We start from the raw sequence: 14747 nt of genomic DNA on the forward strand, positions 1-14747 counted from the left end.
TGATGCGTGCCATTGCCTGCTGCCTCTGGCACAAAGTCAGCTATGCTCATCGGGTAAGTCGATTCGATACCGGGCTGTGACCTGAACGATGGGTAGACCTTTTTCATCCGCACAGGGAGATTGGAATGAATTATCGCCTGACCAGCCTGGCTGTCGCCAGCGTCCTTCTGGTAGGTTGTGCCAGTTCAAAGCCGGCGAATAGCGATCCTGCTCAGCGCAGCGATCCTTTCGAAGGCTTTAACCGCACGATGTTTAACTTTAACTACAACGTGCTGGATCCGTATGTATTGCGTCCGGTCGCTGTGGCCTGGCGTGATTATGTGCCGGTGCCGGCACGTACCGGCCTGAGCAATTTCCTCGGCAACCTGGAAGAACCTGCCAGCATGGTCAACGCCATCCTGATCGGTAACGGACGTGATGCAGGTATTCACTTCACCCGTTTCTTCCTGAACAGCGTGCTGGGACTGGGCGGCTTCATTGATGTTGCCGGTAAAGCGAATCCGGAACTGGCGCGTGAAGAGCCGCACCGTTTCGGTACTACGCTCGGTCACTATGGCGTCGGCTACGGGCCTTATGTTGAGTTGCCTGCTTACGGCAGCTTTACGGTGCGTCAGGATGGCGGCGACTACGTTGATACGCTTTATCCGATCCTTGGCTGGCTGACCTGGCCAATGTCGATTGGTAAATGGACGCTTGAAGGGATTGAGACTCGCGCGCAGCTGCTGGACTCTGATGCAATCCTGAAACAGCAGAGCGATCCGTACGCCTTTATCCGTAATGCTTACTTCCAGCGTCATGACTTCCTGGCGCGCGGCGGCAAGCTCAAGCCGGAAGATAATCCTAACGCGGCTGCGATTCAGGATGACCTGAAGGATATTGACGCCGAGTAATCGCCCGCGCTGCGCCGCCAGGGATGGCGGTTTATGCCTCTTTGGGCAGGGCGTATGCTCCCTGAGCCATTAAGCAATCCACGGCCACAAAAAAGGGCGACTCACCAGAGTCGCCCTTTTTGTTCGTACCATCCAGTCAGAACTTATAGTTAAAGTTCGCGCCGTAGAGCCAGGCCTTGCCTTCAGAGGTAAAGGTATAAGGACCTTCTTTCACCGTGACTTTCTGTCCGTGCATATAAGAGATGCCTAAATCCACCGAGGCATCATCGTTAAAGGCATAAGAAGTACCGGCACTCAGCCATAAACGATCCTGGTCCGGGATGGAGATAGAGCGCTTATCGGCCGGAACCGGGCTGTCATCAAACGCAATACCGGTACGGAAGGTCCAGTTCTTGTCGTAGGAATAGGTTGTGCCCAGTGCAATACGGTAGGCATCGTGGAAGCTTTCATCTTTATAGAACAGCGTCTGGCCGTTAGAGCCAGTGGCTTTCAGCTCCTGGAACTGGCTCCAGCTGGTGTAAGCCATGCTGTAGTGAACTGCCCACTGCGGTGCCACTTTATGCCAGCCCGACACTTCCCACATCTCTGGCAGATTCAGCGTTAACGCGCCTGGAACGGTGGTGCCGTTGGTGCCAAAAGGTACGCCTGACACTTCCGGATTATTCACCGCATTCAGCCGGGATGAGAGATTACTTTTGTAATCGCCATCAAAGTCGACTTTCACTTCTGAACGATAGGTAAAGCCGAAGCGGTTATTTTCATCCACTTCATACAGGATGCCAGCATTCCAGCCGTAACCCCACTCATCGCCTTTCAGATGGGCAACCTGCGTATCAGCCGGAACCCCCAGCCTCGCGCCTGACTCACCGGCATAACGCTCAATTTTGGCTTTAGCGTAAACCGCATCAAAACCGATGCCTGCACTAAAATGTTCATTAAAGCGATAAGCAGTGCTGAGATTTAAATTGCCGGTCATCAGGTCAGTTTTACCGCCGTAACCGCCAGCGGTGTAGCCATTATTAAACTCTGTTGCTAAGCCGTAGTTTGAGGTTGCAGATGCGCCAATCCACCACTGATCGTTGATGGGCTGGACATAATGAATATTGGGTACCCACTGATTAGGGGCAATATTATTTGCATCCAGGCTGCGACCACTGGGACTGCGACCACTGATATTTACATCCGGCGCAATATAGACGGCCCCGATAGAAAATTCCGGGCGATCCATTAACGCCATTGTCGCCGGGTTACGGCTGGCAGACGCCGCGGTATCACCCATTGCCCCTTCGCCTGAATATGCGCGACCTAAACCAATCGAAGAGAATTCATTTAACTGAAACCCAGCAGCGTAAACGTGGGAAGAAACAAGCGCCACTGCAGCCGCCACGGCTGACTTTGCAAACAGGTTTTTATGGTTCATGACCACAACCTCATGTGAATTATTATTTAACGCTATAACGTCGCGTAACAAAGGACGGCGGATTGTAGGGACTGATGTAAAGCGCACATATCAGACCAGTGCGGAGAGTATAGGTCCGACCTGTGTGCATGTTGCAATATTGTTTTTAAAATATTTCAGGTTTGATCGCTTAAAATTCGATCTGCATAACAAAAAGCCCCTGATCCTGGACAGCATAACCATTCCAGTTTGTTCTGGATCAATTTTTATTGTGATATTCGTCACTTAGCAACAGGTGCGTGGCGCATCTTTCAGCGAGCAGGTAAGATTTCGTCCATAAAATCGCTCAACCTATGCAATTGCTGGTCTGGAGAATGAAATGACTGATGCCATTAAAAAATGCAGTGCGACCGAAACCGCAGCCTGTTGTTGTGTTGATGTCGGCACGGTAATGGATAACACCGATTGCACCGCCAGCTGGTCAGAATGGTTTGCTCAGCGTGCCGATGCGGAAGCGAAATTAGCGCAACTGACCGAACGTGCCCGCGAGGTTGAATCGGAACCCTGTCTGATTGAATCGCGTTTCAGCGAAGTGGATCAGGGTGTGCAGCTGGATATCGATTTCACCTTCAGCTGCCAGGCTGAAACCATGATTTTTCAGCTCGGTTTGCGTTAAGTATCATTACGCCGCGTCACTGCGGCGTTTTTCATTTTCGTGTTTCCCTTCGCACTTTTTCCCTTCCGATATTGGCGGCTCACCCGCTTGTGGTTAACACTGATCAGGTCAGACCTCTTCAGGCAATGATGCCACAGTCCCAGCCACAGGTGAGAACAATGAGCAAAGCGCAGCCGCTGCTGACGCGTGATGGTGAACGCATCGCAATAACCCACGGATTACGCACCCCTTTCTTACGCCAGGCGACCGGCTTTCATGGTATTCCCGCCATTGAGCTGGGACGCATGGTGGTCAGCGAATTAATGGCGCGCAGTGAACTGCCGGCTGAGGTGATCGAGCAACTGGTCTTTGGGCAGGTGGTGCAGATGCCGGAAGCGCCGAACATTGCGCGTGAAATTGTATTAAGCAGCGGGCTGAGTGTGCATACCGACGCCTACAGCGTCAGCCGTGCCTGCGCCACCAGCTTTCAGGCGGTAGCGAATGTGGCAGAAAGTCTGCTGGCGGGCACCATCTCTGCCGGTATCGCCGGAGGCGCAGACTCTTCGTCGGTGTTGCCGATTGGGGTCAGTAAAACGCTGGCCCGCGCGCTGGTGGATCTCAATAAAGCCCGCAGCTTCGGTCAAAAACTGCACATTCTGCGGCGTCTGCGTCCGCGTGATCTGCTGCCGGTCCCGCCCGCAGTGGCGGAGTATTCGACCGGCCTGCGCATGGGCGACACTGCGGAGCAGATGGCTAAGAGTCACGGCATCACTCGCGAAGCACAGGATGCGCTGGCGCTGCGATCCCATCAGCATGCCGCCAGGGCCTGGCAATCCGGGGTACTGAATCAGGAAGTCATGGCAGCCTTTGTGCCGCCGTGGAAAAGCGCCATCGATCAGGACAATAACGTGCGGATGAATGCCAAAGCGGAGGATTACGCCCGACTGCGTCCGGCATTTGATCGCCAGCACGGCAGCGTCACCGCGGCCAACAGCACGCCCCTCACCGACGGCGCGGCGGCAGTGATTCTGATGCGCGAGGGCCGCGCCCGCGAACTGGGCATCAGGCCGCTGGGCTATCTGCGCAGTTACGCCTTTACCGCCATTGGTGTGCAGCAGGATATGCTGCTGGGCCCGGCGTACGCTTCACCACTGGCACTGGATCGCGCCGGCATAACCCTGGCCGATCTGACGCTGATCGATATGCATGAAGCATTTGCTGCCCAGACACTGAGCAACCTGCAAATGTTCCGCGACGAGCGCTTTGCCCGTGAGGTGCTGAATCGGCCACACGCGCTGGGCGAAGTGAATGAAGAGCGCTTTAACGTGCTGGGAGGATCGATTGCCTATGGTCATCCTTTTGCCGCCACGGGTGCGCGCATGATCACCCAGACGCTGAATGAATTACGCCGTCGCGGTGGCGGGTTAGGACTGGTCACGGCCTGTGCGGCAGGCGGCCTGGGTGCGGCAATGATTCTGGAGGCCGAATAATGGAGCAGAATGCGTTTCATCTGAAGATGCGACTGGATCACGTTGGCATCATTACGATCGATGTCCCTGGTGAGAAGATGAACACCCTGAAAGCGGAATTTGCCGGGCACATCACCGCCATCATTGCGGAGGCGCGGCGCGATCCGCAACTGGCTGGCCTGGTGCTGATTTCCGGCAAAGCGGACAACTTCATCGCGGGCGCAGACATCAGCATGATTGACCGCTGTAAGAGCGCGCAGGAAGCCGAAGCGCTGGCAAAACAGGGCCAGGAAGTGATGGCTGCGCTTGACGCGCTGCCGTTCCCGGTGGTCGCGGCGATCCACGGCGCCTGCCTGGGAGGCGGACTGGAACTGGCGCTGGCCTGTGATGCCCGTATCTGCTCGCTGGATGATAAAACCCGCCTCGGTTTGCCGGAGGTGCAGCTCGGCTTACTGCCAGGCTCTGGCGGCACTCAGCGGCTGCCACGCTTAATCGGCGTGCAGCAGGCGCTGCCACTGATTCTGACCGGCAAAGCCCTGCGGGCGAAACAGGCCCGTAAGCTGGGCGTGGTCGATGACGCGGTGCCGCAGGCGATTCTGCTGGAGACCGCCATCGCCCGGGTGAAAAAGGGCAAGGTTAGTGGACGAACGCTGCCGCTGCGCGATCGTCTGCTGCATGGTCCGGTTGGCCGTCAGGCGCTGTTTGCGCTGGCGACCCGACAGACCGCAGCCAAAACACAGGGTAACTATCCGGCGGCAAAACGCATTATTGAGGTGGTACGCATCGGGCTGGAGCAGGGCAGTCGGGCCGGACATGAGGCTGAAGCACGCGCTTTTGGTGAGCTGGCGATGACGCCAGAATCGGTTGCGCTGCGCGGGATCTTTTTCGCGACTACGGCTATGAAAAAGGAGCGGGGCGGTGAAGCGGAACCCGGCACCGTTAAGCGTGTTGGTATCCTCGGCGGCGGCCTGATGGGCGGCGGCATCGCCAGCGTCACTGCAATCAACGCCGGGTTGCCGGTACGCATTAAAGATATCAGCCTGGAAGGGGTGAACCATGCGCTGAAAACCAGCTGGGAACTGCTGAGCAAAAAGGTTAAACGCCGCCAGCTCACTCCGGCACAGCGTCAGCAGCAGATGGCAAGTATCACGGGCGGCATCGATTATCAGGGCTTCTCACAGCGCGACGTGGTAATTGAAGCCGTATTTGAAGATTTAGCCCTGAAGCAGCAGATGGTCAGCGAAGTGGAGGCACACTGTCAGCCGCATACGCTGTTTGCCTCCAATACCTCTTCGCTGCCGATTGAGGCGATCGCCGCCGGCGCCCAGCGTCCTGAGAACGTCATCGGGCTGCACTATTTCAGTCCGGTAGAGAAAATGCCGCTGGTGGAGGTGATTCCTCATCTGAATACCTCTACCGCGACGCTGGTGACGATTGTGACGCTGGCGCGCAGCCAGGGTAAAACCCCGATTGTGGTGGCGGACAAGCCTGGCTTCTATGTTAACCGCATCCTGACGCCCTATATAAATGAAGCGATGCGCTGCCTGCTGGAGGGCGAGCCGATTGACCATATTGATCGGGCGCTGGTGAAGTTTGGTTTCCCGGTCGGCCCGATTCAGCTGCTGGATGAGGTCGGTATCGACGTTGGCAGCAAAATCAGTCCCATCCTGTATCAGGCTTATGGTGAACGCTTTGCCGCGCCAGCCGCTTTTGATGCGGTGCTGAAAGATGGCCGCAAGGGACGTAAAAACAGCAAAGGCTTTTATCGCTATGACCAGCCGCGCTGGCAGCGTAAAAAACCGGACGCTTCGCTGTATACGTTGCTGAAAGTCTCGCCGCAGGCCAGGCAGAGCGAAGCGCAGATTGCTGAACGCTGCGTGATGATGATGCTGAACGAAGCTGCACGCTGTCTTGATGAGCAGGTGGTTCGCTGCGCCCGCGATGGGGATATTGGTGCGGTGTTTGGCATCGGCTTTCCGCCTTTCTTAGGCGGCCCGTTCCACTACATGGACAAACTGGGCGCGGCGGACGTGGTCAACAGATTAACCCGGCTTGCGCAGCAGCATGGCGAACGATTCACACCCTGTGAGGCGCTGATTCAGGCGGCTGCAAAATAGACGAAATTTTACATTTCTGCTGAAAATGGAATAACCAATCCGATTCAGCGGCTTAGAAAAGCGCCGCCAGAGTGTGCGGCGCAGCATGATTCTGAGAAGTGCTTATTTAATAAACAACCGGTTGACTATACTAAAGCCATTAGGGTAAAACACAGCGTTCATTCGCAGAGTGAAGAGTCAGGCGCTACGCGTCGGGCGATGTCGACAAACAACAGCGGTGCTTTATGCAAGTTTTTATCATGCGTCACGGCGATGCGGCTCTGGAAGCAGCCAGTGATTCAGTCAGGCCTTTAACCTTATGTGGCTGCAATGAATCACGTCAGATGGCCAACTGGCTTAACAGCCAGACGCCGGACATTGAGCGTGTCCTGGTGAGTCCCTATTTACGCGCGCAGCAAACGCTCGCGACCGTGCGTGAAGCCTTTCCCCTGCCGGAAAGCCAGGACGTTCTGCCGGAATTAACGCCGGGCGGCGATCCGGAGATGGTCGGGTGCTATCTGCAGGCCCTGGCGAATGAAGGGGTGAAATCGGCTCTGGTGATCTCACATTTACCGTTGGTGGGGTATTTAGTCTCTGAACTGTGCCCGCAGGAAGCACCGCCAATGTTTGCCACTTCCGCTATTGCCTGCGTGGAATTCGATCCCGCGGCGAGTGCCGGTAAACTGCTGTGGCATGTCAGTCCCAAAAAGCTGGCTAAAGCAATCTGACGTCTGTGGGCCGATCATTCCGGCCCCTCTCAGGGCAATTCAGGCGGTTGCCACTCCTCAATCTCAATCAAAACCAGCAGCGCGGCGTCACCGCCGAACATTTTGGGTGCCTGATGAAAAGCCATCACCCACGGATGCTGGGCCAGCCACAGCGGCGTCTGCTGCTTCAGAATATGCTTTCCATGACCGGTCATGACGCTGGCGCAGAACAGATGTTCACGGCGGCAGGCGGCGATCAGTGCCCCCAGCTCCTGCTTGGCCTGCTGCTGCGTTAAGCCGTGCAGATCGAGGAAAATCTCTGGCGTATAGTCGCCACGACGTAATTTTTTCAGCTCAAAATGGCTGACATCGGCGCGCACATAACGGGTGGCACCTTCCGTTGAGAGCAGCGGCTGAAACTCATCCGAAAAGTAATGACTGTTGTCCGCCTGCTCTGAAAGCAGACGCTTTACCGGGATCTGGCGGGTTTTAACCGGCGCTTTGTGGACAAACGTGTCCTGTTTCAACTGGCGTGTCCCCGTCATTAACTGGCGAAACAGCGCCTGGTCATCCGGGCTTAGTGGTGTTTTTTTACTCATGGCAGGTCAGTCATATCAGAAAAGGCTGTCACACAGCAGAGCCGATACCTTACCGTTAAGCGTCATTAAATGTCAGCTTTTTCACCTCGCTGCGCTGAATTCTCCCCGGCTTCATGGCACACTACTGGCCGATTTAGCAAAAGGCCTGCGGAGGGCTACGTGGACAAAATTTTCGTCGATGAGGCAGTGAACGAACTGCACACCATTCAGGACATGCTGCGCTGGGCGGTCAGCCGCTTTTCCGCTGCCGGAATCTGGTACGGACATGGCACAGACAATCCCTGGGACGAAGCCGTTCAACTGGTCCTGCCGTCACTCTGGCTGCCGCTGGATATTCCTGAAGATATGCGCAATGCGCGTCTTACCGCCAGCGAACGTCTTCTGATCGTCGAGCGCGTCATTCGTCGCGTTAACGAGCGCATTCCGGTCGCCTATCTGACCAATAAAGCCTGGTTCTGCGGCCACGAGTTCTTTGTTGATGAGCGCGTGCTGGTGCCGCGTTCACCGATTGGCGAACTGATTGAGAACCGCTTTGCCGGTCTGGTCAGCACGCCACCCCATCATATTCTGGATATGTGTACCGGCAGCGGCTGTATCGCGATTGCCTGCGCCTATGCCTTCCCGGAAGCGGAAGTGGACGCGGTGGATATCTCTACCGGTGCGCTGGCGGTTGCCGAGCAGAACATTGAAGAACATGGCCTGATTCATCAGGTTACGCCGATTCGCGCTGACCTGTTCCGCGAATTGCCACCGCTGAAATATGATCTGATCGTCACCAATCCACCGTATGTTGATGCGGAAGATATGGATGATCTGCCGAACGAATATCGCCACGAACCAGAGCTGGGGCTGGCGGCAGGCAGCGACGGCCTGAAGCTGGTGCGTCGCATTCTGGCCTGTGCACCGGATTATCTCAGCGAGCAGGGCGTCCTGGTCTGCGAAGTGGGTAACAGTATGGTGCACATGATCGAGCAGTATCCCGATGTGCCCTTTACCTGGCTGGAATTCGACAACGGCGGTGACGGCGTCTTTACGCTGACGCGCCAGCAGATTGTCGACGCACAACACCATTTCTCTTTTTACAAAGACTAAAAATGGGGCGAAGCATCGCCCGCGGAACCCTGAGAAGGAAATAGCATGGCCGGAAACAGCATCGGGCAATTTTTTCGAGTAACGACCTTTGGCGAGTCCCATGGGCTTGCGCTGGGCTGTATCGTTGACGGCGTGCCGCCAGGCATTCCGCTGACCGAAGCGGATATTCAGCATGATCTTGATCGCCGCCGCCCTGGCACATCGCGCTATACCACGCAGCGCCGCGAGCCGGATCAGGTGAAAATTTTGTCCGGTGTGTTTGAGGGGGTGACCACCGGCACCTCGATTGGCCTGCTGATTGAGAACACCGATCAGCGTTCGCAGGATTACGGCGCTATCAAAGATCTCTTCCGTCCGGGCCATGCTGATTACACCTATGAGCAGAAATATGGTCAGCGTGACTATCGTGGCGGTGGCCGCTCGTCGGCGCGCGAAACCGCGATGCGCGTGGCGGCCGGTGCGATAGCCAAGAAATACCTGCAGATGAAACACGGTGTGGTGGTGCGCGGCTATCTGTCACAGATTGGTGACATCGCCTGTGAGCTGAAAGACTGGAGCATCGTGGAAGAGAATCCGTTCTTCTGCCCGGATGCGGACAAGCTGGAGGCGCTGGATGAACTGATGCGCGGCCTGAAAAAAGAGGGCGACTCCATTGGCGCTAAAGTCACAGTCATGGCAGATCACGTGCCGCCAGGCCTGGGCGAGCCGGTATTTGACCGACTGGATGCCGATCTGGCGCATGCGCTGATGAGCATCAATGCCGTTAAAGGCGTTGAAATCGGTGACGGCTTTGCGGTGGTTAACCAGCGCGGCAGTCAGCATCGCGACGAGATCCGCCACGATGGTTTCCAGAGCAACCACGCCGGGGGTATTCTGGGCGGTATCAGCAGCGGCCAGACCATCAGCGCCAATCTGGCGATGAAACCGACCTCCAGCATTACCGTGCCGGGTAAAACCATTACCCGCGACGGCGAAGAAGTGGAGATGATCACTAAAGGCCGCCACGATCCCTGCGTCGGGATCCGCGCAGTGCCGATCGCCGAGGCGATGATGGCGATCGTCCTGATGGATCATCTGCTGCGCCAGCGGGCGCAGAACGGTGACGTTAACAGCTCCGTACCGCGCTGGTGATGCCATGAAGGCTCTTCTGCTTACCCTGAGTGCGCTGTTAATCAGCGCCTCCAGCCTGGCGGCGACGCCGTGGCAACGCATCCAGCAGCCGATCACCGGCGCACCGCAGTCAATCGGCGGCTTTGCCAACGGCTGTATTGTTGGCGCCGAGGCGCTGCCGCTGAATTCACCGCACTATCAGGTGATGCGTCAGGATCAGCGGCGCTACTTTGGTCATCCCGATCTGATTCAGTTTATTCAGCGGCTCAGTACGCAGGTGCATAACCTGCAACTGGGCAACGTGCTGATTGGTGACATGGGCATGGCAGCAGGCGGACGTTTCAGCAGCGGTCACGCCAGTCATCAGACCGGGCTGGATGTCGATATCTGGCTGCAACTGCCGAAAACCCGCTGGAGCGCCCAGCAACTGCTGAAGCCGCAGCCGCTCGATCTGGTCGGGCCGGGTGACAAAAATGTTATTGCGCGTCACTGGCAGCCGGAAATTGATAGCCTGATTAAACTGGCCGCCAAAGATGATGATGTGACACGCATCTTCGTCAATCCGGCGATTAAAAAGCAGCTTTGTGCCGATGCAGGTAACGATCGTGACTGGCTGCGTAAAGTGCGCCCGTGGTTTGCTCACCGGGCCCATATGCATGTGCGCCTGCGCTGCCCGGCGGGCAGCATTGGCTGTGAAGATCAGCCCGCACCGCCTGCTGGCGATGGCTGTGGCGCAGAGCTGCAGAGCTGGTTCCTGCCGAAACAGCCTGGTTCGGGCGCGCCGGTGAAACGTGAGCCGCCGCCATTACCGCCTGCCTGTCAGGCCCTGCTGGATAAACATCTACTGTAAGGGATTCCATGGATTGGTTTGTGGTCAGCCCGCTGCTCGTCGGGCTGCTGTTTTTAATCGCCATGCTCGCCGGTTTTATTGATTCAATCGCGGGTGGCGGGGGATTACTTACGGTACCTTCGTTGCTGGCGGCGGGCCTCTCTCCGGCCCAGGCGCTGGCGACCAATAAACTGCAATCGGTCGGTGGATCGTTTTCCGCCAGTCTCTACTTTATCCGGCGTGGTGCGGTCAATCTGAATGAACAGTGGCTGAACATTGCCATGACGCTGCTGGGTTCCGTGCTGGGCGCGATACTGATTCAGCGCCTGCAGGCGGATTTCCTGCGCCAGATGCTGCCGCTGTTTTTAATCGCTATCGGTCTGTGGTTCCTGCTGATGCCGCGCCTCGGCGAAGTGGATCAGGCGCGTCGCCTGCATGGTCTGGCCTATGCGCTGGTCGGCGGCGGGGCTGTGGGATTCTATGACGGATTTTTCGGACCGGGCGCAGGCTCTTTTTATGCGCTGGCTTTCGTCACGCTCTGCGGCTACAACCTTGCCAAAGCGACCGCCCATGCCAAGGTCCTCAATTTCACCTCGAACCTCGGCAGCCTGCTGTTCTTTATGTTCGGCGGCAAAGTGGTGTGGGGAACCGGCCTGATCATGATGCTCGGCGCTTTCTGCGGCGCGCGTCTGGGCGCAAGACTGGTGCTGAGCCGCGGACAGAAGCTGATCCGCCCGATGGTGGTGATTGTGTCTGCCGTCATGAGCATTAAATTACTGTGGGACAGCCATGGCAGCGCCGTTATGGCCTGGCTTGCCACGCTGCAATCGTAACCTAAAACCTGATACCGTCATGAACCCGACACATCATTATGAACAGCTGATCACGCTGTTTGATCGCTGTTTCAGCGATGAATTTCAGACCCGTCTAATTAAAGGCGATGATGAACCGATCTATCTTCCTGCTGATGCCGAATCGCCGTGGAATCGTGTGGTCTTTGCTCACGGCTTCTATGCCAGCGCCCTGCATGAGATCTCTCACTGGTGCATCGCCGGTGAAGCGCGCCGCAAACTGGTCGATTTTGGCTACTGGTACTGTCCGGATGGCCGCGATGCGCTGACCCAGAGTCAGTTTGAAGCGGTGGAAGTGAAGCCACAGGCGCTGGAATGGATGTTTTGTACGGCGGCAGGCTTTCCCTTCAACGTGAGTTGTGACAATCTCGACGGAGATTGTGAGCCGGATCGCATTGCGTTCCAGCGTAAAGTGCATGCTCAGGTCATGAGCTATCTGACGTCGGGCATTCCCGACCGTCCCGCGCGTTTTATTACCGCCCTGGCGGAATTTTATGGCAGGCCTTCATTAACAGCATCGCAGTTTCCCTGGCCGGACGATCTGTGATGCAGAACGGCATTATTAAAAGAGGAATTGAGATGATCGCAGAATTTGAAGCGCGTATTCTGGCCCTGATTGACGACATGGTCGAGCATGCCAGTGACGATGAGCTGTTCGCCAGCGGTTATCTGCGCGGGCATCTGACACTGGCCGTCGCTGAAGTGGAGCAACTGGGCGAACATACGCCAGAAGCGCTGCAGATTCAGGTGACCCGCAGTCTGCAAAATGCCATAGCTGCCGGAGAACTCTCGCCGCGCGACCAGGCATTAGTGGTCGGGATGTGGGATAACCTGTTTGTTCAGGCACGCCAGCTCTCCGCGTAATGGTGCAGGGCGGCATGCCGCCCTTAGCGTCCGCTAAACGGCTTTTCCCTTCAGTAATTTCCTCACCCAGTAACGATTCGGATTGAGTGCTGCCAGGGTACTGGCATCCAGAGGCTGCGGCTCGCCCGCCAGCTGAGCTGCCAGCACTTCGGCCGCCAGCGGCGCACTGCACAGGCCGCGCGATCCCAGCGCCCCAAACAGATACAAGCCCGCAAGGTCGGGTGCGTCAGCGATATCGCCGCCTGCTGCCTGCTGTGCTGGTAAATCAGCATACTGCGCCAGCGTAGCAGCATAATCCGGCACGCCGCCCACCATCGGCAGGTGATCCCGGGTAGCGCAGCGCACCCCCATTCTTGCCTCTCCATCACTGATATCCACCGTTTCGGCCCAGCTGCTGTCAGGCAGGCAATGCAGCAGGCGGCTGCGGTTCTCCTGCTGATCCTCTTCCCGATACGCGGTTGCGGTATCGCCGCGGTGATAGCTGGCCCCGATACAGTGCGTACCAAACTGCGGGCTGACAGGGGTCAGATAGCCGTCGTAACAGAGCACCGTTTGCAGCGCGTTGAGGCCGGGCGTGGAGGGAACATGGCTTACCTGACCGGCCACCGGATAGGTCGGCAGCGGGGCGCTTTGCGCAAAGTCGGCAATCGCATGACCGTTTGCCAGTACGACGGTCGGATGACGCACCGCCGGACGATCGCTGAACGTCAGCGTCCAGTGATCATCCTCCCGGGAAAGCGTGCTCACCCGGTGCAGCCAGTGAATGCGCAATCCCTGGGTCTCGCCATGCGCCAGCATCGCGGTGGTCAGCTCTGCCGGTGAGAGCCAGCCGCCTTGCGGATAGAAAATGCCGCCACAGCCATGTTCAACATTTGCCAGTTTTTCAGCTTCTGCCACATCGACGCCACAGGCGATGATTTCAGGCAGGTCCATCGCCAGCATCTGATCGATCTTCTTACGGCTTTTCTCATCCCAGCCCAGCTGCAGCACCCCGCTCCAGTGATGCTCATAGGTGACGGTTAGTTGATCATAGAGCCGCCGGGCAAAGCTGAAGGCCGAGGGGAAAAAAGTGGCAAGCGCCGGGTCGTGCTGAATGAGCAGCGGATAGAGCGCTCCCTGACGATTGCCGGATGCGCCCAGCGCGGGCGCCTCATCGGCGCAATAAAGTGTTACCCGCCAGCCGCGACGCAGCAGTGCCAGCGCCAGGGTGGCACTGGCGACGCCACCGCCAATCAGGGCCACATCACGCTGCTCCGCAGCTTGACGATGATACCAGGGCTGCGCGGCGGGCAGCGGAGGCGCATCCTGCAACGGCCCGCATAGCATTTCGCGCTTCGGGCCAAATCCTTTGCGGCGAATGACCGCAAAGCCCGCCTGCTGCAGACCGCGCCGGACAATACCTGCAGCTGTAAAAGTCGCGAAGGTCCCCTGCGGCCGCGCCAGTTTTGCCATCATGCCGAACAGCTCCGGCGTCCACATATCCGGGTTCTTTGAGGGCGCGAACCCATCCAGGAACCAGGCATCCACCTGACGATTCAGGCTCTCATCCAGCTGACCCATCAGCAGGTTAATATCGCCCAGCCACAGGTCGAGCGTGATGCGGCCGCCATCAAACAGCAGACGCTGACAGCCGGGCAGGGCAGCGGGCCACTGCGCCTGCAGCGCCTCCGCCCAGGGGGCCAGTTCGGGCCAGTGCTGCTGCGCTGCGGTTAAATCTTCACGGGTTAACGGAAATTTCTCAAAGCTGATGAAATGCAGACGTTTTAAAGTGGCGTCGGGCTGTTCGCGCTGAAACGCATCGAACGCCTGCCACAGCGTCAGGAAATTGAGACCGGTGCCAAAACCGCTCTCCGCCACGATCAGCAGATCGCGCGGATGCTCAGCAAAACGCTGGGGAAAACCGTTGCCGCCAAGGAAGACATAGCGTGTCTCTTCCAGACCGTTGTCATTAGAGAAATAGACATCGCCAAACGCTCGGGAAACAGGTGTACCCTGTTCATTCCAGTTTAGCTTTGCATGTTCAACCGGGGTCAATTTCACGGTAAAGGCTCGTTTTTCAGGCAGTGGCGCGATTCTAGCGACCCGCGTGACATGACGCAAATTTACAAAAGGAAATAGCTGATCGGACTTGTTCGGCGTACAAGTGTACGCTAGAGTGCATGCCAATTAAGAAGAAGTGGATGAGG

Annotated in this window: 14 protein-coding genes; 11 read left to right on the top strand and 3 right to left on the bottom strand. The window is 57.2% G+C overall.

The features are described from left to right. Positions 1–125 precede the first annotated feature (125 nt). Positions 126–890: a phospholipid-binding lipoprotein MlaA gene (gene mlaA / locus ACR8BN_RS05875; protein ID WP_010257927.1), complete on the top strand. Its 765-nt coding sequence runs from the start codon at positions 126–128 to the stop codon at positions 888–890. 136 nt (positions 891–1026) lie between these two features. Here mlaA and fadL read toward each other — a convergent pair whose 3' ends face one another. Then, positions 1027–2310 (bottom strand): long-chain fatty acid transporter FadL, encoded by a 1284-nt coding sequence (gene fadL, locus ACR8BN_RS05880; RefSeq protein WP_010671434.1) that lies wholly within the window; start codon positions 2308–2310, stop codon positions 1027–1029. Between the two features lie 358 nt (positions 2311–2668). Between fadL and ACR8BN_RS05885 the strand changes: the two genes are divergently transcribed. From ACR8BN_RS05885 to sixA, 4 genes are all read left to right on the top strand, one after another. Beyond that, entirely contained in the window at positions 2669–2965 is a 297-nt protein-coding gene (locus ACR8BN_RS05885) for a YfcZ/YiiS family protein (protein ID WP_010671435.1), read from the top strand. A gap of 158 nt (positions 2966–3123) precedes the next feature. Beyond that, complete coding sequence (gene fadI, locus ACR8BN_RS05890; protein WP_137229677.1) at positions 3124–4434, top strand: acetyl-CoA C-acyltransferase FadI; 1311 nt, start codon at positions 3124–3126, stop codon at positions 4432–4434. After that, positions 4434–6530, top strand: coding sequence for a fatty acid oxidation complex subunit alpha FadJ (gene fadJ, locus ACR8BN_RS05895; protein WP_425034897.1), 2097 nt, complete (start codon positions 4434–4436; stop codon positions 6528–6530). The genes fadI and fadJ overlap by 1 nt, the downstream gene beginning before the upstream one ends. A 224-nt stretch (positions 6531–6754) precedes the next feature. Then, positions 6755–7237 (top strand): phosphohistidine phosphatase SixA, encoded by a 483-nt coding sequence (gene sixA / locus ACR8BN_RS05900; protein ID WP_434747403.1) that lies wholly within the window; start codon positions 6755–6757, stop codon positions 7235–7237. A 29-nt stretch (positions 7238–7266) separates the two neighbouring features. On the opposite strand, the gene smrB is transcribed toward sixA, so the two are convergent. Then, positions 7267–7815 carry an endonuclease SmrB gene (gene smrB / locus ACR8BN_RS05905; RefSeq protein WP_031590577.1) on the bottom strand — a complete coding sequence of 183 codons (549 nt, stop codon included), beginning with the start codon at positions 7813–7815 and terminating at the stop codon, positions 7267–7269. 159 nt (positions 7816–7974) lie between these two features. On the opposite strand from smrB, the gene prmB reads away from it, so the two are divergent. The 6 genes from prmB to ACR8BN_RS05935 are packed head-to-tail and all read left to right on the top strand — an operon-like array spanning position 7975 to position 12561. Then, complete coding sequence (prmB, locus tag ACR8BN_RS05910; RefSeq protein WP_039388414.1) at positions 7975–8907, top strand: 50S ribosomal protein L3 N(5)-glutamine methyltransferase; 933 nt, start codon at positions 7975–7977, stop codon at positions 8905–8907. Between the two features lie 45 nt (positions 8908–8952). Next, the gene (gene aroC, locus ACR8BN_RS05915; RefSeq protein WP_010257950.1) at positions 8953–10038 is read left to right on the top strand and encodes a chorismate synthase; all 1086 of its coding nucleotides are present in this window, start codon (positions 8953–8955) and stop codon (positions 10036–10038) included. A 4-nt stretch (positions 10039–10042) separates the two neighbouring features. Then, positions 10043–10867, top strand: coding sequence for a penicillin-insensitive murein endopeptidase (gene mepA / locus ACR8BN_RS05920; protein ID WP_010257953.1), 825 nt, complete (start codon positions 10043–10045; stop codon positions 10865–10867). An 8-nt stretch (positions 10868–10875) separates the two neighbouring features. After that, positions 10876–11679 (top strand): sulfite exporter TauE/SafE family protein, encoded by an 804-nt coding sequence (locus ACR8BN_RS05925; RefSeq protein ID WP_031590579.1) that lies wholly within the window; start codon positions 10876–10878, stop codon positions 11677–11679. A gap of 19 nt (positions 11680–11698) precedes the next feature. Continuing rightward, positions 11699–12244, top strand: a complete 546-nt coding sequence (locus ACR8BN_RS05930; RefSeq protein WP_003854284.1) for an elongation factor P hydroxylase — start codon at positions 11699–11701, stop codon at positions 12242–12244. Positions 12245–12276: 32 nt separating this feature from the next. Further along, positions 12277–12561: a YfcL family protein gene (locus ACR8BN_RS05935; protein WP_010257960.1), complete on the top strand. Its 285-nt coding sequence runs from the start codon at positions 12277–12279 to the stop codon at positions 12559–12561. Positions 12562–12594: 33 nt separating this feature from the next. On the opposite strand, the gene mnmC is transcribed toward ACR8BN_RS05935, so the two are convergent. Next, entirely contained in the window at positions 12595–14601 is a 2007-nt protein-coding gene (gene mnmC / locus ACR8BN_RS05940; RefSeq protein ID WP_434747404.1) for a bifunctional tRNA (5-methylaminomethyl-2-thiouridine)(34)-methyltransferase MnmD/FAD-dependent 5-carboxymethylaminomethyl-2-thiouridine(34) oxidoreductase MnmC, read from the bottom strand. Positions 14602–14747: the final 146 nt, after the last annotated feature.

This window comes from Pantoea sp. Lu_F5_004 (assembly GCF_051136245.1).
GTDB lineage: Bacteria > Pseudomonadota > Gammaproteobacteria > Enterobacterales > Enterobacteriaceae > Pantoea > Pantoea agglomerans.

Excerpts from the sequence above, each read along its gene's own strand:
- mlaA (WP_010257927.1), top strand. The coding sequence starts at position 126 with ATGAATTATCGCCTGACCAGCCTGGCTGTCGCCAGCGTCCTTCTGGTA.
- fadL (WP_010671434.1), bottom strand. The coding sequence starts at position 2,310 with ATGAACCATAAAAACCTGTTTGCAAAGTCAGCCGTGGCGGCTGCAGTG.
- ACR8BN_RS05885 (WP_010671435.1), top strand. The coding sequence starts at position 2,669 with ATGACTGATGCCATTAAAAAATGCAGTGCGACCGAAACCGCAGCCTGT.
- fadI (WP_137229677.1), top strand. The coding sequence starts at position 3,124 with ATGAGCAAAGCGCAGCCGCTGCTGACGCGTGATGGTGAACGCATCGCA.
- fadJ (WP_425034897.1), top strand. The coding sequence starts at position 4,434 with ATGGAGCAGAATGCGTTTCATCTGAAGATGCGACTGGATCACGTTGGC.
- sixA (WP_434747403.1), top strand. The coding sequence starts at position 6,755 with ATGCAAGTTTTTATCATGCGTCACGGCGATGCGGCTCTGGAAGCAGCC.
- smrB (WP_031590577.1), bottom strand. The coding sequence starts at position 7,815 with ATGAGTAAAAAAACACCACTAAGCCCGGATGACCAGGCGCTGTTTCGC.
- aroC (WP_010257950.1), top strand. The coding sequence starts at position 8,953 with ATGGCCGGAAACAGCATCGGGCAATTTTTTCGAGTAACGACCTTTGGC.
- mepA (WP_010257953.1), top strand. The coding sequence starts at position 10,043 with ATGAAGGCTCTTCTGCTTACCCTGAGTGCGCTGTTAATCAGCGCCTCC.
- ACR8BN_RS05925 (WP_031590579.1), top strand. The coding sequence starts at position 10,876 with ATGGATTGGTTTGTGGTCAGCCCGCTGCTCGTCGGGCTGCTGTTTTTA.
- ACR8BN_RS05930 (WP_003854284.1), top strand. The coding sequence starts at position 11,699 with ATGAACCCGACACATCATTATGAACAGCTGATCACGCTGTTTGATCGC.
- ACR8BN_RS05935 (WP_010257960.1), top strand. The coding sequence starts at position 12,277 with ATGATCGCAGAATTTGAAGCGCGTATTCTGGCCCTGATTGACGACATG.